This is a genomic window from Kitasatospora sp. Ki12, assembly GCF_054601375.1.
This window is the reverse complement of record NZ_BAAIHT010000003.1, coordinates 1,031,967-1,049,313: the sequence shown is the minus strand read 5'-3', so window position 1 is coordinate 1,049,313 and position 17,347 is coordinate 1,031,967. Positions and strand designations below refer to the sequence as shown.

Below are 17,347 nucleotides of genomic sequence, written 5' to 3'. Positions count from 1 at the left end.
CCGCGTCGGTCCTCGGTCCGCGTCGGTCCTCGTCACTCCTCGGGCGGGGTCGCCGACCAGCGGCGGTGGACGGGGGCGGGCGGCTCGCGCAGCAGGTGCAGCCGTGGGGCGACCCGGTCGGTGCCCGGGCCGGGCGGCTTGCGGCTGCCCGCCCGCCAGGGTTCGGGCCAGTGGATGCCCGGCCCGGTGTAGCCCCGCTCGGCGGCCGCGTGCAGGGTCCAGAGCGGGTCGTACAGCTGGGCCCGGCCGACCGCGACCAGGTCGGCCCGCCCGGCCAGCAGCACGGAGTCGGCGTCGTCGGCCCCGGAGATCGCGCCGACCGCGACGGTCGGCAGTCCGGTGGCGGTGCGGACCAGCTCGGCGAAGGGCGTCTGGTAGCCGCGCCCGTACGGCGGCCGCTGGTGCGCCACCACCTCGCCGGTGGAGACGTCCACCGCGTCCGCCCCGGCCTCGCCGAGCGCCCGGCAGACCGCCACCGCCTCGGCCTCGGTGGTACCGCCGGGCGCCCAGTCGCAGGCCGAGATCCGCACCAGCAGCGGCTTGCCGGCCGGCCAGGCGGCACGCACCGCCGCCAGCACCTCCAGCGGCAGCCGCAGCCGGTGGGCGAGCGGGCCGCCGTACTGGTCGGTGCGGCGGTTGGTCAGCGGGGAGAGGAAGGAGGAGACGAGGTGCCCGTGGCCGAACTGCAGCTCCAGCACGTCGAAACCGGCCCGCGCCGCCCGCTCGGCGGCGGCCGCGAAGTCGGCGGTGACGGCGGCCAGCTGGATGTGGTTGGCCTCGTGCGGCACCGGACTGCCGGCGTCCCAGGGGATCGCCGAGGGGGCGAGCAGCGGCCAGCCCTCGGCGAGCGGGCGCCCGATGCCGTCCGGCCCGGGGACGGCGGTGGCGCCCCGGCGCCCGGCGTGGGTCAGCTGGATGCCGAGCGGGGTGTCGCTCACCGCCCGTACGGACCGGACGAGTTCGCGCCAGGCGGCCTCCTGGTGGTCGCTCCACAGGCCCGGGCAGTGGTCGGTGGCCCGGCCCTCGGGGGTGACGGCGGTCATTCCGGCGAGGACCAGCCCGGCGCCGCCGAGCGCGTGCCCGGTGAGCTGGGCCCGGTCGAAGGCGCTGGGCAGCGCGTCCGGGGAGGTGAAGGTCGCGAGCGGCGGCACCACGACGCGGTTGCGCAGCTCCAGCGCGCCCAGCTTCAGCGGCCGGAACATCGGCGGCACCCCGGGCGAGCCGCCGAAGGCGGTGTCCACCGCGTCCACGAAGCCGGCGTCGCGGGCCCGCAGGTTGTCGTAGGTGACCCGCCGGCTGCGGGTCAGCAGGTTGAAGGCGAACCGGTCGATGTCCTGCCCGGTGCGCCGGTCGACGGTCTCGAACCACTCCAGGCTGGCCTGCGCGGCCCGCTGGGTGGACTCCACCACCGGGCGCCGCTCGGCCTCGTAGGCGGCCAACGCCTCGGCGGTGGTGGGCTGTTCGCTCAGTGCGGCGGCCAGGGCGAGGGCGTCCTCCAGGGCCAGCTTGGTGCCGGAGCCGATCGAGAAGTGCGCGGAGTGCGCGGCGTCGCCGAGCAGCACCACGTTGCGGTGGTGCCAACTCGCGTTCCGTACCGTGGTGAAGCGGATCCAGCGGGAGGCGTTCGGGATCAGCCGGTGCCCGTCCAGGTGGCCGGCGAGCAGTTCGGCGCAGCGCCGCACGCTCTGCCCGTCGCTCTCGCCGCGCGCGAACTCCCGTGCGGCGAAGGCCTCGAAGCCCGCCCGGCGCCAGGCGTCCTCGGCGATCTCGACGATGAAGGTGGAGCGGGTGGTGCTGTACGGGTAGGCGTGCACCTGCAGCACGCCGAAGTCGAACCGCTCGACGATGAAGGTGAAGGCCTCGAAGACCCTGTCGGTGGCGAGCCAGATGTAGCGGCAGTGCCGTTCGTCCGTGGTGGGACGGAACGCCTGCGACCAGGCCGCCCGGGTGCCGGAGTGGATGCCGTCGGCGGCCACCACCAGGTCGTACTCGGCGGCGAGCCGCTCGACGGGCGGCGCGGGGGTGCGGTAGCGCACGTCCACCGCCAGTTCCTCGCAGCGCTGCCGCAGGACGGCGCGCAGCCGGTTGCGGTCCAGGGCGGCGAAGCCGTGGCCGCCGCTGGTGCGGACCCCGCCCGCGTAGCGGACGTCGATGTCGCTCCAGTGGGCGAACTCGGCGCTGATCGCGGCGAAGACCCGCGGGTCGGCCTCGGCGATGCCGTCCAGGGTCTCGTCGGAGAAGACCACGCCGAAGCCGAACTCGTCGTCCCGGCCGTCCCGTTCGAAGACGGTGAGCTCCCGGTCCGGCGCCAGCTGCTTGGCCAGGGCGGCGAAGTAGAGCCCGCCGGGGCCGGCGCCGATCACCGCGATGCGACGGGCCGGAGCGCCGCCCGGCGCGGTACTCATGCGCCCGCCTCGCAGCGCTCGGCAGGGGCATTCGCCCATACGCACCTTTCGATGGTGTGCTCGCTGCGCTCGCTCACGTCACCACCTCCGGCTGCTGCGGCCCGGCCTCGCTCAGCGCCCGGCGCGCCCGCGCGGGCCAGGGCTCGGCACCCTCGGCGTGCGGTGCGGCGTGCACCACCGACATCCGGCCGCTCGCGGCCAGGCCGTGCGGGCCGTGCACCTCGAAGGCGTAGTGCAGCGAGGAGCCGCCGACCCGGTCCACCCGCAGCTCGGTGCGGACCACGTCGCCGAACCAGAGCCGCTCGCGGTAGTCGGCCTCGAAGTGCACCCGGGGGATCCGCCCGAACAGCTCCGCCAGCCCGAGCCGGCGCAGCAGCGCCGCCTCCGCCGCCTCGGCCCAGCGCTGCACGGCGGAGAAGTGGTAGTGCCCGGCCGCGTCGGTGTCGGACCACTCGACCCGGCGCTCGATCGTCACGCTGGCCGGGGCCAGCGAGGCCCGTCGCCGCAGCTCGGCGCGGTGCAGCTTGCCGGTGGCGGTGCGCGGCAGCTCGGTGACGAACTCGACCACCCGCGGGTACTTGTACGGGGCGATGGCGCGTTTGACGTGCTCCTGGAGGGCGCGTGCCGTCTCCGGCCCGGCCGGGATGCCCGGGCGCGGCACCACGTACGCCTTGACCACGGTGCCGCGCCGCTCGTCCGGCGCGCCGACCACCGCGCAGTCGGCCACGTCGGGGTGGGCGGCGAGCGCCTGCTCCACCTCGGGTCCGGCGATGTTGTAGCCGGCCGAGACGATCATGTCGTCGTTGCGCGCCTGGTACCAGAAGTAGCCCTCCGGGTCGCGGACGTAGGTGTCGCCGGTGAGGTTCCAGCCGTCCCGGACGTAGCTGAGCTGGCGCTCGTCGTCCAGGTAGCGGCAGCCGGTCGGGCCCTTGACGGCGAGCAGCCCGGGTTCGCCGTCCGGCACCGGGCGGCCCCGGCCGTCCAGGACCGCGGCGCGGTAGCCGGGCACGGGCTTGCCGGTGGAGCCGGGGCGGACGGCCTCGTCGGCGGCCGAGATGAACACGTGCAGCAGCTCGGTGGCGCCGATGCCGTCGATCAGCCGCTGTCCGGTGGCCGCGTGGAAGGCCCGCCAGACGGCGGCGGGCAGCGGTTCGCCCGCCGAGACGCAGCGCCGTACGCCGGCCAGCCGGTCGGCCAGTCCGGCGGCCAGGATCGCCCGGTAGGCGGTCGGCGCGGTGAACAGCACGCTCACCCGGTGCTCCCGGACCCGCTCGGCCAGCTGCTCGGGGGTGGCCTGTTCCAGCAGCAGGCTGGCGGCGCCGGCCCGCAGCGGGAAGACCAGCAGGCCGCCGAGGCCGAAGGTGAAGCCGAGCGGCGGGGTGCCGGCGAACAGGTCGTCGGGGGTGGGGCGGAGCAGGTGGCGGGAGAAGGTGTCGGCGTTGGCGAGCACGTCGCGGTGGAAGTGCAGGGTGGCCTTGGGGCGGCCGGTGGTGCCGGAGGTGAAGGCGATCAGCGCGACGTCGTCGGCGGCGGTCGGGACGGCGGTGAAGCCGGGCGGTACGGCGGCGCAGCGGGCGGTGAGGTCCTCCGGACCGCTGCCGCCGTAGGGGAGGATCCGCAGGCCCGGGGTGCGGGCCCGCCGCAGTTCGTCCAGGAAGCGGTGGTCGCACAGGGCGAGGACGGGCCTGGCGACGGCGGTCAGCTCGGTCAGTTCGGTGGCGCGCAGCAGCGGCATGGTGGTGACGACGACCCCGCCGGCCTTCAGTACGCCGAGCCAACAGGCAGCCAGCCATGGGGTGTTGGGGCCGCGCAGCAGTACCCGGTTGCCGGTGGCGAGGCCGAGCTGCTCGGTCAGCAGGCGGGCGATCCGGTCGGCGTGGTCGCGCAGTTCTCCGTAGGACCACTGCTCGGTGGGGGTGAGCAGGCAGCGGCGGTCCGGTCCGAGGCGGTCGATGGTGTCGTCGAGTAGGGCGGCGGCGCAGTTCAGTCGGTCGGGGTAGGCCAACTCCGGTAGGTCGAAGAGGAGTTCTGGCCACTGCTCGAAGGGCGGGAGGTGGTCTCGGCAGAACGTGTCCACATGCGCCGAGGGGGAGAGCTCCATGGGCGGGCACCTCATCGTGCGAGCGGGAGTGAGGCCAGTATGGCGTGCTCGTGACGCCAGTCAAGAGAGCGATACATGCATTCGGGCGACGGCCGTCGCGGCGCCCCGGTCCGGCCCGGCGGGCGGTACCGGGGCCAGGGCACACGGAAGGGTGGGGCTGGCCACACTCCTCCGCTGATCAGGGCGTCGGCCGGCTCCGGCTGGTGCAGAGTGGGGGCATCGAACGGAGGCCGAGGAGCGGGGATGATGAGACAGCTGGCTTCGTGGGGCGCGCGCGTCGGAGTGGGGTTCCTCCGGGCCTGCGCGGTGGCGGTCGTCACCCTGCTGATCCCGGTGGTGTGGGCCGGCGCGATCGCGCTGGGGATCCTCTGGGGGCCGGCGAACCCGTGGTCCTGGCTGCTGCCGGTGGTGCTGGTGGGCACCGGCACGCTCACCCTCGCCCGCCCGGTCTGCCGGGCCGTGCGCTTCCTGGTCGAGCGGTGGACCGGCACGGTCGTCCCGCCCGGATACCGGGAGCCCGGGCCGGTCACCCGGATGTCCACCGGCTACTGGTGGAACGGCCACTCCTACGAGCGCAGCCGCCGGGACGCAGTGCGGGACCAGGCCTGGCGCACCTGGTGGGGCGACCCGGCGACCTGGCGGGACCTGCGGTTCGCCGCGACCGCCCCGTTCACGGCGGGCCTGGCCGCGGCCGTCCCACCGGCCGCGCTGGCCGCCGCGGTCCTCGCACCGGCCGGGCCGTCGCCGCTCTCCCGGCTGGTCGGGGCCCTCTTCGCGGCGCTGGCCGCCGCCTCCGCGCCGTACGCCTGGCGGCTGCTGGAGCCGGTGGCCGTCCGCTCCCTCGGCCCTTCGCGCGCCATGCTGCTGGCCGAGCGGGTGGACGAACTGACCTCCCAGCGCGCGGACGTGACCGTCGCCCAGGCCGCCGAGCTCCGCCGGATCGAACGCGATCTGCACGACGGCGCGCAGGCGGGCCTGGTCGCGCTCGGGCTCTCGCTGGCCACGGCCGAGAAGCTGATGGAGTCCGATCCGGAGCGGGCCCGCGCACTGATGCGCTCGGCGCGGGCCGGCGCGGCCGGCTCGCTGGCCGAACTGCGGGACCTGGTCCGGGGGATCAACCCGCCGGTGCTGACCGAGCGCGGCCTGGTGGAAGCCGTCCGGGCGCTCGCCCTGAACAGCCCGCTCGACGTGACCGTCACCGCCGACGGGGGGTTCCGGCTGGAGCCGCCGATCGAGTCCGCCGTGTACTTCGGGGTCGCCGAACTGCTCACCAACGCCACCAAGCACGCCGGGGCGAGCCGGGTGCGGATCACCGTCCGCCGCGGCGAGACCGGCATCGTGGTGGAGGTCGAGGACGACGGCCGCGGAGGCGCGGTGACGGGCGATGCGGTGACGGGTGGCGTGGCGACGGGAGGCGCGGTGACCGGCGCCGAGGGCGGGCTCGCGGGCCTGCGCCGCCGGCTGGCGGTGTTCGACGGCACCCTGGAGATCAGCAGCCCCGACGGCGGACCGACCCGGGCGACGATGATGGTGCCATGCGAATCGTCGTAGCCGAGGACCTCTACCTGCTCCGGGACGGCATGGTCCACCTCCTGGAGGCCTACGGGCACGAAGTGGTCGCCACCGCGGCCACCGGCCCGGAGACCCTGAACGCCCTGCTGACCCACCGTCCGGACGCCGCCGTCGTCGACGTCCGGATGCCGCCGACCCAGTCGGACGAGGGCCTGCAGGCCGCCCTCGCCGCCCGCCGCCAGGTGCCCGGACTGCCGGTGCTGATCCTCTCCCAGCACGTGGAGCAGCTGTACGCCCGGGAGCTGCTGGCCGACGGCGCGGGCGGCATCGGGTACTTCCTCAAGGAGAGCGTGTTCGACGGCGAGCAGTTCGTCGACGCCCTGGAACGCGTCGCCAAGGGCGGAACGGCCATGGACCCGGCCGTGATCGCCGCGCTGGTCTCCTCCGCCCCCTCGAACCGCCGGCTCGACCGGCTCACCGAGCGCGAGCTGGAGGTGCTCGGCCTGATGGCGGAGGGGCTGTCCAACCAGGCCATCGCGCAGCGGCTGTTCCTCAGCGACAGCGCGATCAGCAAGTACACCACCTCGATGTTCGGCAAGCTCGGGCTCACCGACGACGAGAACGGCAACCGGCGGGTCCTCGCGGTCCTCGCCTACCTCAACAAGCCCTGACCGTCAGGGTGTCGATGGGGTGTTCGCGGCGGCGTCGGGGGTGCGGCCGTCCTGGGCCTGCCGGGCGCGCTCGGCGAGCAGCCGGGCGAACACGGTGAGCCAGGGCGCGGTGACGGCCGCCCCCGGCCCGTCGTCGTGCACCAGGAGCACCACACCGCCGACCCGCACCAGCGCCACCGCCGAGGAGGCGCCACGGGTGCGGACGGCGCTCTGGTCGCCGATCCGGGGGAGGGCCACCGCCCCCGAGTCCTCGCCCGCGGTGCGGTCGAGCGTGGTGTCGAAGGCCCGGGCGGCCGCCTCGGCCGAGGCGAAGGTGACCACCTCGAACTCCACCGTCTGGATGTCGGCCGCGCTGAAACTGACTGTGGCATAGGCGAGTTGCTGCTCGCAGGAGTCCGGCAGCAGGCATGGCACGTCGCCGTCCGTGCCCGTCCCCGACTGCGGTGCGCGCCGCACCTGCCAGCCGCCCGGCATGGCCCCCGCGTCGGGCAGCACGCCCCGCACCAGCGCCGGGTCGCTCAGCGGCGCGGCGTGCGCCAGGCCCGGCCCGCCCGGCCTCCACCGGGTCGACCCGCAGCTGGACGGTCGAGGGGCCCTTCGGCGGCGTAGTGGGCGGGCCGGTCCGCAATTGGACGGTCGAGGGGCCCTTCGGTGGCGTGCCGGCCGGGCCCGTCCGCAGCTGGACGGTGCCGGGGTCGGTCCGCAGGTGGACCGTCGGCGGATCGGCCGGCCGGCCGAGCGCGGTGGTCGCCAGGTAGCCGGCGAACGCCTGGTCGGAGGCCAGCAGGTGCTCGACCGCGAGGGACAGCCGGTCCCGGGCCCGCGGGTCCTCCGGGCTCGCCTCGGCCGCCGCGAGCGCCCGCGCGCCCTCCGGCACCAGCCGCAGCCGCGCCCGCACCACGTCCGCCACGGCCTGGTGCGGGCCGCCGACCAGCAGCGCCTCCACCACGCCGGGTACCGTCCCGCGGCCGTCCCCCATGGCAACTCCCCTTGCCGGACCAGTCGTCGTCTCCACGATCCCGGACCGGCCGGTACTTCGTACGCCCGTCGAAACGGAACGGAGACTCAACCGCAACCGGCTCCGGACGTTGCCGGTGGGGGAGGGGCGTGAGGGACGGGTGGGGCGGGACGGTTCCGCCGCCGGCGGCCACCGTGCCCCGCACCTCCCGGTGGGACTCCGGCCGGTACGGGACCTCGGGGCCGAGCGCGACTCTCGGGACGGCCGCGGTCGTCCGCTGCGCCTCCGCCAGGGTGAGGGCCCGCGGCGAGGCGCGGACCGTCAGGCCCGCGTCCCGGTGAACGCTCGTCCCGGTGAACGCTCGCCCCGGTGAACGGCGAGGTCGAGCAGGCGCCGGGCGCTCGCGCAGCAGGAGTACCGCCGACGCGACCCCGCTCGCAGGTCACAGCGGTTCTTCGGGGTCGTGCGGGGCCTCCCGGGGCCGCTACCGGTCGGGCTCGGCCGCTGCCGCCTCCTCGGTGAGCGCGGCGATGACCTCCGCCGGCAGGGCCGGGTTGGCCGCGGCGGCTTCGGCGGTGCGTTCGTCCGGGGAGGCGAGGCACCGGGCGAGGGCCGCGGGCCCGGCGTGGGGGTGGGCCGCGATGGCGCGCAGGGCCTTGACCGGCACCGGTTCGGTGGCGGCGATCCGGTCGAGCAGTGCGGTCGGGGCGTCCGGGTTGGCGGCGAGGCCGGTGGCGACCTTGGCGGCGAACCGGTCCAGCAGGGCGGTGAGTCGCGCGGAGGTCAGGCCGGGGTGCGGGGCGACGGAGTTGGCCACCGCGGCGTCCGGGTCGGCGGCGAGCGCGTCCCGGACGGCGGCGGGCAGGTCACGGCGGCGGGCGACGAGCATCCGCACCCGGGGCTCCGAGGACGCCGCCAGCCGGGTGACTTCGGCCGGCCCGGCGGCGGCGACCCGGGGGAGCAGGGCGGCCCCGATCCGGACGGTGACGGCGAGCCGTTCGACCAGGTCGAGCGGGATGGCCGGATGGTGCGCGAGCCGGCGCCGGACGTCCGGATCGTCGTCGGCGGCGAGCCGGTGCATCAACGGCAGGTCGATCCCCGGGTTGTCGGCGAGGTTGCCCCGGACCCAGGGGGCGGGGTCCTCGGCGAGCCGGTGGTAGACCGCCGCGGGCAGCCCGGGGTGCTCGGAGAGCTGGTGGCGGACCGTCGGCTCGTCGTCGACGTGCCGGGCGGCCGCCGTGCCGGGGGTCGCGGGGTTGCCCGCCGCCTGGCGCCGGACCAGGACGTCCCGGTCGGCCAGCAGCGCGGTCAGCAGACCGGGCGGCGCGGCCTCGTTCGCCGCGACCCACCGCCGCACCTCGGCCTCCGGGTGGGCGGCGAGCCGCACCAGCAGGTCAGGGCGCTCGCTGTAGAGGCCGAGTTCGGACACCACGTCGACGGATTCGTCCACCGCGAGGAGGTCGGCGGTCTCGTCCGGCAGCCCGGGGCAGGAGCCGAGCCGCATCCGGACGTACGGGTCCGGGTCCCGGGCCAGCTGGCGGGCCCAGGCCGGGTCCCCGCGCCCCTCGTCCAGGAGGGCGAGCGCGACGAGGGGCCGGGTGACCGGGTCGACGTCCGCCGCGCGCAGCAGGCCGCCGTAGGCGAGCCGGACGGCCGTCTCCTCGTCGCGCCCGGCGAGCCGGCACACCTGCTCGGGCCCGAGGTCCGGCCGGTCGGCCAGCGCCTCGGCCAGGTCCCCGTCGGCGTCGGCGGCTTCGATCAGTCGGCCGAGGAGCTCGGGCGGCAGCGCGGGGTTGAGGGCGACGGCGTACAGCAGGGACGGCATCCGGGCATTGTGCCCGCCGCCCGGCCGGGCGCGCCCCCGAATTCCGCCGACCGACCGACTGGGTCTGCCGACCGGACCGACCGACCGGACCGGGCCCGCCGACGGGTCAGCGCACGGTCGTCGACATGTAGACCGCGCGCCGCCCGTAACAGGCCGGCACCGCCACCTCCCGGTGCGCGCGGTAGCCGATCAGCCGCAGCAGGATCTCCGCGCCGCGCACCGCGACCATCGAGATCCGCTCGAAGCCCAGCTCCTCCGCCCGCTCCCGGAAGTGCCGCATGAACCCCAGGGCGACCTCCCGGCCGCGCAGGTCCTCGGCGATCACCAGGTCGTGCACGTGCAGGTTGTCCGACTCGTACCGCGCGTCCTCCGGCCGGGTGAGGTCGGGGCAGCGCAGCGGCGGGTACGGGAGGCTCAGCAGGTAGCCGCGGACCGTGCCGCCCTGTTCCAGGACGAAGCAGGTCTCCGGTGAGCCGAGCGCGCGGGACTGCAGCGCCTCCCGGCCCTCCGACAGGCCGTCGGCCGCGTAGGCCTCGTGTTCCAGCGCGACCACGGCGTCCCAGTCCCCGTCGGCCAGCAGCCGGATCCGGAGGTCCCCGCTCACCGGGACGGCTCCTCCGTCGCGGCGTCGAGCCCTTCCGTCGCGGCGCCGAGCCCCTCCGTCGCGGTGCCGAGCCCCTCCGTGCGGGCGGTGGCCACCAGCGCGGCCCAGGCCTCCACCAGCACCGCCCAGCGTTCGGCGTCCTGCCGTGCCTCGTCCAGGAGCTGCTGCCGCCGCCCGGCCACCGCGTCCGCGAGCTCGGCGTACTTGCCGCCCAGCTTGCGGTAGGAGCGGTCCAGGACGTCCAGGCAGTGCTCGTTCCCGGCCCGGTCCCAGTCGACGCTGCCCCGCACCAGGTCGAGGATCGGCTCGACCTTCAGCCCGTGCCGCTCGTCCAGCAGTCCGCGGCCGAGGTCGATCATCCCGCCGTAGACCGGGTACAGGTACAGCATCGAGAGCAGGAACTTGACGAACCGCAGCTGGTAGGCGATGAAGCCGGCGCCGGTGCGGCGCTCGGGCGTGTAGTAGTTGACGATGTGGCGGTTGTGGGTGACGCCGGGCAGCCGGGAGTGGACCAGGGCGTGCAGCAGGGCGTAGTCGCTGCCGATGGTCTCGACCGAGGGCAGCAGCGGCAGCACCTCGTAGGCCCGGTGGTCCAGGGCGATGTTGCACATGTAGACGTCCCAGATGTCGGGCACGCCGAGGACGGATTCGTCGGTGGTGAACGGCTCGGAGCCGGCGCCCTTGAAGGAGACGTCCACCATCGCGTCCCGCTCCTCCTCCGACCAGACCGGCGGGGTCCACAGCCGCACCACGTCGCGGTAGACGGCCGGGTCCAGTTCGTGGATCTCGCTGATGTCCACGTTGAGTTCGCCGATGAAGGAGCCGCTGACCAGCATCACCGGCTTGTCCGCGTCGGCCGGGTCGAGCTCGGAGCGGGACACGCCGGCCGCCGCCTCGCCGGCCGGGCGGCCGATCGAGAGCAGCTCGTGGTGGATCGGGAAGACCTTCCGGCCGTCGACCACCTGGAAGTCGGCGTCGTCGTTGCGCAGGTGCGCCGAGGTGCAGCCCAGGGCCGCCGCGCCCAGGAAGAGGCGGTTGACGCAGGAGCCGTACGCGACGGCCGGCGGGAGCATCAGGTCGAGCAGCAGCCCGGGGTCGGCGGCGCCGGAGCGCTCGGTCACCCGGCGCAGGAACTCCCGCTGCCGGGCCTCGCCGAGGTGGTGGACGACCACGCCGGGGGTGGGCTCCAGCGCGGCCACGGCCTCCGCGTTCTCCGCGAACCCGGCGGCGTCGGTGGTGTCGACGACGAGGAGGTGCACCTCGACCCCGAAGTTCGCGACGGCGTAGGCCGCCTCTTCGGCGAGTTCCGCGATGGTGTCGGGGCAGGGCCGCATGGTGGGCAGGGCGAGGCAGACTCTTTGCATGGTGCGGGTCTCTCCATCGGATCGTCAGATTCGGTTCCACAGCGGTCAGTTGGACGCACGGGAATGCCCGGGTGCGAGGCTTCCGCCGGTCCGCCGGACCACCGTGGACTAGACCACTTTTGATGTCAACGATTGACAGCGGCGCCCCGACGGGGTGGAATGCGCCCCCTTCCGCGCGATCGACCGCACCCGCACGGGCGCCCGAATCGCACGCGGGGTCGAATGGCCCCCGCTGAGTCGAACGGCCGGACGGATACGGGGGGTTCAGTGCCGGGCATTTGCGCCGTCGGGGTCAATCCGTGACCCGTACCTGCCGATACCGGAGGTGATGCCCTCACACCGTTCGGAGGAGCCAGCAATGCCCGAACTGTGGCTGCCCGGTGCCGAGATCCACGACCTCGGCGACCACGCGCCGACCGACCAGCAGTACCCGCCGAAGGCCATCGCCCACATCACCTGGGACCGCAACGCGACCGCCGCCGCCCCGCAGGATTGGTGCAGCTACGAGGACCTGGTGAACTACTTCACCGGCAGCGGCGCCGGCAACGCGCCGCACCTCGTCTGGGACCCGTTCAGCGGCCGGACGACGCAGCTGTTCCCGGCCGACTCCCGCTCGAAGAGCGTGCTCAGCCCGCCCGAGAGCCCGACCCGCACCAACCGGGCCGGGCGCGTGGTGATCCAGATCGAGGCGGTGTTCTTCCCCTACTGCCGCTACCGGGGTCGGGTCTACCCGCGACTGGTCGACACCCCGTGCGCGGGCTGGGACCGGATCCACGCCTGGACCGCCTCCTGGGGCGTGCCCGACGTGTGGCCGATGGGCCGGCCGGCCGGCTTCTCCGGCCGCCGCGACGAGCACGTCTGGGAGACCCGCGGCGGCTGGTACGCGCACGCCGACGTGCCGTTCAACGACCACACCGACCCCGGCTCCTGGCCCGACTTCACGGCCGGCCCCGGCTCCCCGGACGACCCGCCCTCGCAGCAGCACCCGGTGCCCCCGGCGGACCGGACGCCCGCCCGGTACCAGGTCTCCATCAACGGCCTGCCGTACGGCTACGGCGCCCGGGGCTACCAGGTGACGGCCGTCGGGCGGGCGCTGGTCGCGCGCGGCTTCGGCTCCCACTACCACTCCGGCCCCGGGCCGAACTGGACGGACGCGGACACCGAGAACTACGCCGACTACCAGGGGAGTCTGGGCTACTCCGGGCCGGCGGCGGACGGCGTCCCCGGCGAGGGCTCGCTCAACCGGCTGCTCGGCTACATCCCCGGGCAGCGGTCGGTGTCGGTCTCCCACGTGGTCTCCGCCGCGCGGACCGACCCGGGCGCGGAGCAGGGGCACCGGACGTACGGTTCCGAGGTGGCGATCGTGGAGCAGGCGCTGGTGGACGAGGGGCTGCTCGAACAGCAGTGGGCGGACGGCTCGTTCGGCACCCGTACGGTCGCCGCGTACGCCGCCTGGCAGCGGCGCTGCGGGTACGAGGCCGGGGCGGCGGACGGCATCCCGGGGCCGTCCTCGCTCCACCGGCTGGGTGCGGCGCAGGGCTTCACGGTGACCGACTGAGCGGTGCCGCCCTCCGGTGGTACTCCTCCTGAAGGTGTGTCGACCCGTTCGGGCGGGGCCGCCTACTCGCGGGGGAGTAGACGGAGTTACTTCCGTCGGCAGATGCCCGATGAGGGGCGGAGGGGAGAGTCTGGGGCCGTCCTCGTGACCCCGACTCGAAGGAGGTACCCCCGTGCGCCCGTCCATCGGAGCCTCGGACGCTGCCGGTGCCGCTGGTGCCGCTGGTGCCGCTGGTGCCGCCGGTGCCGCCGGTGCCGCGGACGCCGCCGGTGCGGTCGGTGCCGTCGCGACGCCCGGCCCGGCCCCCGGCGGCAGACGGCGATCGGCGGACCGCCGCCTGCCGCCGGGGGTGCGCAAGCCCCTGGTCGTCCTGCACGTCGTCGCCTCGGTGAGCTGGCTGGCGCTGATGCTCTGCCTCCTCACCCTGGCGGTGACGGCGCTGACGACCGCGGACGCCGACCGGCTGCGCGCCGCCTACCGGGCGATGGGCATGCTCGGCGACGCGCTGGTCCTGCCGCTGAGCCTGCTCACCTTCCTGAGCGGGGTGGCGCTCGGACTCGGCACCTCCTGGGGGCTGTTCCGGTACTACTGGGTGAGCACCAAGTTCTGGCTGACGCTCGCGGCGATGGCCGCCTCGGTCTTCGCCCTCACCGCCCGGCTGCACGACGCGGTGCGCGTGGCGGACGCGCACCCGAGCGGCCCGATCCCGGTGGCGGAGCTCGGCTTCGTCCGCTACAACACGGTCATCGTCCCGGCGGTCGCCCTGTCGCTCTACCTCTTCAACGTGGCCCTGTCGGTGTACAAGCCCTGGGGCCGCCGCGGCACGGCCACCGCGCGCCGGCGCCGAATACCGGAGGCGGGCAGCGGCGCATGAGCCGACGGCCGTCGGCCCGGGGCGCCGAACCCCGTGGTGCCGAACCCCTGACCGGGGGAATGGCCGCGCGTCCGGTGGGCGTTGTCCACCCACGTGACCAGCGCTACGCCCACCCTCAGGCTCTCCGTGCTCGACCGCTCCCGTACCCGGCAGGGGGAGGAGCCGGCCCGGGCGCTGCGGGACACGGTGGACTTCGCCCGTGAGGCCGAGCGGCTCGGGTACCACCGGTTCTGGGTCTCCGAGCACCACGGGGTGCCGGGGGTGGCCGGTTCGGCGCCCACCGTGCTCGCCGCGGCGGTGGCATCGGCCACCTCGCGGATCCGGGTCGGCACCGGCGGGGTGATGCTGCCCAACCACCGGCCGATGGTGGTGGCCGAGCAGTTCGGGGTGCTCGCGGCGCTCTTCCCGGGCCGCATCGACATGGGCCTCGGCCGGTCGGTCGGGTTCACCGACGGTGTCCGGCGGGCGCTCGGGCGGGAGAAGGACGCGGCGGACGACTTCGGCGCCCAGTTGGCCGAGCTGCTCGGCTACTTCGACGGCTCGCAGGACGCGCACCGCGGGGTCCACGCCCGTCCGGCCGAGGGCCTGCACGTGCCGGCCTTCGTCCTGGCCACCGGCGCGGGCGCCGACCTGGCCGCCGACGCCGGCCTGCCCCTGGTCATCGCGGCCGCCCGCGGCGAGGAGCGGATGCTCGCGGCGATCGACCGCTACCGCGCCCGCTTCCGCCCCTCGGCGCAGGCCGCCGAGCCGTACGTGGTGGTCTCGGGGACGGTCGCGGTCGCCGACACCGCCGAGCAGGCCCAGGAACTGCTCGTCCCGGAGGCCTGGTCCGGCGCCTACTCCCGCACCCACGGCGAGTTCCCGCCGCTGGCCCCCGCCGCCGAGATCCACGCCCGGTCGATGACCGAGCGGGAGCGGGCCGCGTACGAGGCCTCACTCAAGGGCCACATCGCGGGCACCCCGGAGCGGGCGGCCGCCGAGCTGACCGCGCTGGTGGAGCGCAGCGGTGCGGACGAGTTCCTGGTCACCACCAGCACCTACGACCGCACCGCTCTTCTCGACTCCTACCGGCTGCTCGCCGAGGCGGTCGGCCAGGCCTGAACCGGGGTGGCCCGGCCCCGGTCCCGATTTCTTGCCGGGGCCGCTGACCTGCTACTGTTCATTCCGTCGAGAGGAAATGATCTTCCGAAACGGAGATCTTCTCGAGCAGGCGTCAGCGGTGCTACCAGAGCACGTCCCACTTTCAGTGGGAAGAGTCCGTGCAACCCGGGCCTGGCGCTCCACCCGAAGGGGCTCGTTCCGTCCAACGGAACGGGCCCCTTCGTCATGCGCCCCTTCGTCATGCGCTCCGGAGGTCTTCCGCCCACGGCGTGGCGTCAGGTGTTCGACCCTCGCGGAAACGTCCCTCTATCGCACTCGCGGGCTCGAAACCCTCCGGCGCGGCCGGGTATCGGCCAAGGTCCCGTTCCAGGTGGCCGATGAACGCCGTTCCCGAACGGTCCACCGGCCAGCGGATTTGCCCCTCCGGCATGGCTGACGCATCGTCATACCTTGGCCGGAACTAGCTGCTTCTGGTGTGAATATGCCATTGGAATGTTCGTCGTATGGGATCCGGCAGTAGCCTTCCGTGTCGGACCTGCCACTGCTGGTGGCGACCCGGCCGGTGCCGCGCGGCGCTCCGGCCGCCCCAGACCCCGCGAAGGAGCCGGTGTGCCGGGTATCGACGAATGTCTCTCCGGAGCGATGGCGATCGCCGGAGCCCGCGCCGCGAGCCTGGTCGACTGGGGCAGCGGGCTCGCCCTCGGCAGCCTCGGGGACGGCCCCACGGGCGAACACGAGACCTCCGCCGCCGAGGCAACGGACTTGGTGCGAGCGGCTGTTGAGAGTCAGACCTTCACGGCGGCGGAGGACCGGCGGTCCCCGCTGGAGGACATCATCGTCACTGCCGGCCGCAGTTACCACCTGATCCGCTTCATCGACACCGTCTTCGACAGCCGGCTCGTCCTGCACCTCTGGCTGGACCGCGCCGAGGGCAACCTCGCCGCCGCACGCTTCCGCCTCCAGGCGCTGGCCGAGGAGCTGGTGCTGGGGTGAAGACGACGCCGATTCCCTCCGCTCCGGCCCTGCCGCCCGTCGCTTTTCGGCCGCCGGCCCGCCGTACTGGCAGTACTGCCCGTACGGCCAGTACTGCCAGTACTGGCCGTACGGGCCGCACGGGCCATCTCACGAAGCGCGTGACCGGCTCCGGCACCCGCCGTACGACCGGCCTCCGGCGGTGGGCCGTATGACCACCGCCACCGGTACCGTCCCGCCCCCGGCCGAGTACGCCGCGCCGAGGACGCCGGGCGAAGCCCTCGCCCTGCTCGCCGACCGCCGCGCCACCGGCGCCCTGTACGGTCCGCTCGGCACCCTGCACCTCGTCGACGGCGAGGTGGTCGGCGCCGAGTCCCCCCGGGCGCCCGGTCTCGCCGACCTGCTCACCGGCTGCGGCCGGATCACCCCCGAGCACTGGTCGGAGCTCGTCCACGTCCACGGCCCGCGGGCGCGGGTCGGCGAGGTGCTGGTCGAGCGGCGGCTGATCACTCGGGGAGAGCTCGAACTCGGCCACCTGGGGACGCTGTTCGACGCCGCCTTCTTCGTCCTGGCCGATCACGGCGGCGGCTTCTGGCGGTTCGAGTCCGACACCCGGCACTGGCTCGGGCCGGTCGCGACGGTCGACCCGGAGCGGCTGTGCCGTGAGGTCGAACGCCGGCGCCGACTCCTCGACCGGATCTGGCCCTGGGCGCAGCTGGACACCGCGCCGGTCCGCCCGGTGGAGCACAGCCGCCGGCCGTCCCACCGCCCGCCCGGCCGCCGGCGCCGCGAACTGCTCGACCACGCCGACGGCCGAAGAACCCGGCGGACCTGGCCCGCCTGCTCGGCCGCTCCGGCTTCGGCGTGACGGCGGACGTCCGCCGCCTGGCGGCCGCCGGACTGCTCGACGCGCCGTCGACCGCGGTGCCGTCGACCGCGGTGCCGTCGACCGCGGTGCCGTCGACCACCCTGCCGTCCAGCGCGGTGCCGTCGGCCACCGAACCTCCCGTCGCGGCCTCCCAGGCCGCCGTGCCGCCGCCGGTCGCCCGTGCGGCCGCCGCCGGACGCACCCTCGGCGGCCTGCACCGCCGGATCCCCGGCGCCAGCCTGCGCGGCGCCGCGCAGTCCGGAGCGGTGATCGTCGGCACCGTGCAGGTGGGCCCGGTGGTCGCGGCGCCGGCCGCCGCCGCACGAGCCGCCGCCCCGGGACCCGCAGTCCCGGGACCCGTCGCCCCGGGACCAGCCGCCGGAACGTCCGCCCGCCCCGAACGCCAGCCCACCCCGGCAGCGGCCCACCCGCTGACCGTCCCCGACCCGGACATCGCGCTGCTGACCCGGGTCCGAGACCTTCTGGAGGCCCGACTTTGACCCACTCCCCGCCCGCGACCCCGTCGTTCCGGCC

13 protein-coding genes and 2 pseudogenes are annotated in these 17,347 nt (G+C 75.1%); 8 read left to right on the top strand and 7 right to left on the bottom strand.

Annotated features, from left to right (window positions below; all coding sequences use genetic code 11):
- Positions 1–32: 32 nt before the first annotated feature.
- The 3 genes and pseudogenes from ACYP53_RS35235 to ACYP53_RS35225 all read right to left on the bottom strand — a co-directional run.
- Positions 33–2,405 (bottom strand): oxidoreductase, encoded by a 2,373-nt coding sequence (locus ACYP53_RS35235; RefSeq protein WP_189917496.1) that lies wholly within the window; start codon positions 2,403–2,405, stop codon positions 33–35.
- Positions 2,406–2,478: 73 nt separating this feature from the next.
- Positions 2,479–2,850, bottom strand: a pseudogene (locus tag ACYP53_RS35230) (acyl-CoA thioesterase); the annotation flags it as partial.
- A 45-nt stretch (positions 2,851–2,895) separates the two neighbouring features.
- A pseudogene (locus ACYP53_RS35225) lies at positions 2,896–4,506 on the bottom strand (AMP-binding protein); the annotation flags it as partial.
- 246 nt (positions 4,507–4,752) lie between these two features.
- Here ACYP53_RS35225 and ACYP53_RS35220 point away from each other — a divergent pair.
- A complete protein-coding gene (locus ACYP53_RS35220) occupies positions 4,753–6,057 on the top strand; it encodes a sensor histidine kinase (RefSeq protein ID WP_459650953.1) in 1,305 nt (434 codons plus the stop codon).
- A complete protein-coding gene (locus ACYP53_RS35215) occupies positions 6,042–6,689 on the top strand; it encodes a response regulator transcription factor (protein ID WP_189917501.1) in 648 nt (215 codons plus the stop codon). The genes ACYP53_RS35220 and ACYP53_RS35215 overlap by 16 nt, the downstream gene beginning before the upstream one ends.
- A 3-nt stretch (positions 6,690–6,692) precedes the next feature.
- Here the strand turns inward: ACYP53_RS35215 and ACYP53_RS35210 are convergent, their stop codons facing one another.
- From ACYP53_RS35210 to ACYP53_RS35195, 4 genes are all read right to left on the bottom strand, one after another.
- Complete coding sequence (locus ACYP53_RS35210; RefSeq protein WP_459650446.1) at positions 6,693–7,184, bottom strand: hypothetical protein; 492 nt, start codon at positions 7,182–7,184, stop codon at positions 6,693–6,695.
- Between the two features lie 947 nt (positions 7,185–8,131).
- Positions 8,132–9,472: a hypothetical protein gene (locus ACYP53_RS35205; protein ID WP_189917505.1), complete on the bottom strand. Its 1,341-nt coding sequence runs from the start codon at positions 9,470–9,472 to the stop codon at positions 8,132–8,134.
- Between the two features lie 106 nt (positions 9,473–9,578).
- Entirely contained in the window at positions 9,579–10,076 is a 498-nt protein-coding gene (locus tag ACYP53_RS35200) for a GNAT family N-acetyltransferase (protein ID WP_189917513.1), read from the bottom strand.
- Positions 10,073–11,440 carry a DUF6271 family protein gene (locus ACYP53_RS35195; protein ID WP_459650445.1) on the bottom strand — a complete coding sequence of 456 codons (1,368 nt, stop codon included), beginning with the start codon at positions 11,438–11,440 and terminating at the stop codon, positions 10,073–10,075. The genes ACYP53_RS35200 and ACYP53_RS35195 overlap by 4 nt, the downstream gene beginning before the upstream one ends.
- A gap of 358 nt (positions 11,441–11,798) precedes the next feature.
- Between ACYP53_RS35195 and ACYP53_RS35190 the strand changes: the two genes are divergently transcribed.
- The 6 genes from ACYP53_RS35190 (at position 11,799) to ACYP53_RS35165 (ending at position 17,313) form a co-directional block, all read left to right on the top strand.
- Positions 11,799–12,998, top strand: coding sequence for a peptidoglycan-binding protein (locus ACYP53_RS35190; RefSeq protein ID WP_189917517.1), 1,200 nt, complete (start codon positions 11,799–11,801; stop codon positions 12,996–12,998).
- Between the two features lie 172 nt (positions 12,999–13,170).
- On the top strand, positions 13,171–13,872 hold the full coding sequence (locus tag ACYP53_RS35185) for a DUF2269 domain-containing protein (RefSeq protein WP_459650444.1): 702 nt from the start codon (positions 13,171–13,173) through the stop codon (positions 13,870–13,872).
- A gap of 93 nt (positions 13,873–13,965) precedes the next feature.
- The gene (locus ACYP53_RS35180; protein ID WP_459650443.1) at positions 13,966–14,973 is read left to right on the top strand and encodes an LLM class flavin-dependent oxidoreductase; all 1,008 of its coding nucleotides are present in this window, start codon (positions 13,966–13,968) and stop codon (positions 14,971–14,973) included.
- 609 nt (positions 14,974–15,582) lie between these two features.
- Positions 15,583–15,966, top strand: coding sequence for a hypothetical protein (locus ACYP53_RS35175; RefSeq protein ID WP_189917519.1), 384 nt, complete (start codon positions 15,583–15,585; stop codon positions 15,964–15,966).
- Positions 15,967–16,156: 190 nt separating this feature from the next.
- Positions 16,157–16,813 carry a transcriptional regulator gene (locus ACYP53_RS35170; protein ID WP_459650442.1) on the top strand — a complete coding sequence of 219 codons (657 nt, stop codon included), beginning with the start codon at positions 16,157–16,159 and terminating at the stop codon, positions 16,811–16,813.
- A complete protein-coding gene (locus ACYP53_RS35165) occupies positions 16,810–17,313 on the top strand; it encodes a hypothetical protein (RefSeq protein ID WP_459650441.1) in 504 nt (167 codons plus the stop codon). The genes ACYP53_RS35170 and ACYP53_RS35165 overlap by 4 nt, the downstream gene beginning before the upstream one ends.
- Positions 17,314–17,347: the final 34 nt, after the last annotated feature.

Coding starts and splice junctions, on each gene's coding strand:
- ACYP53_RS35220 (WP_459650953.1), top strand. CDS start 4,753: ATGAGACAGCTGGCTTCGTGGGGCGCGCGCGTCGGAGTGGGGTTCCTC.
- ACYP53_RS35195 (WP_459650445.1), bottom strand. CDS start 11,440: ATGCAAAGAGTCTGCCTCGCCCTGCCCACCATGCGGCCCTGCCCCGAC.
- ACYP53_RS35170 (WP_459650442.1), top strand. CDS start 16,157: ATGACCACCGCCACCGGTACCGTCCCGCCCCCGGCCGAGTACGCCGCG.
- ACYP53_RS35205 (WP_189917505.1), bottom strand. CDS start 9,472: ATGCCGTCCCTGCTGTACGCCGTCGCCCTCAACCCCGCGCTGCCGCCC.
- ACYP53_RS35215 (WP_189917501.1), top strand. CDS start 6,042: ATGCGAATCGTCGTAGCCGAGGACCTCTACCTGCTCCGGGACGGCATG.
- ACYP53_RS35190 (WP_189917517.1), top strand. CDS start 11,799: ATGCCCGAACTGTGGCTGCCCGGTGCCGAGATCCACGACCTCGGCGAC.
- ACYP53_RS35235 (WP_189917496.1), bottom strand. CDS start 2,405: ATGAGTACCGCGCCGGGCGGCGCTCCGGCCCGTCGCATCGCGGTGATC.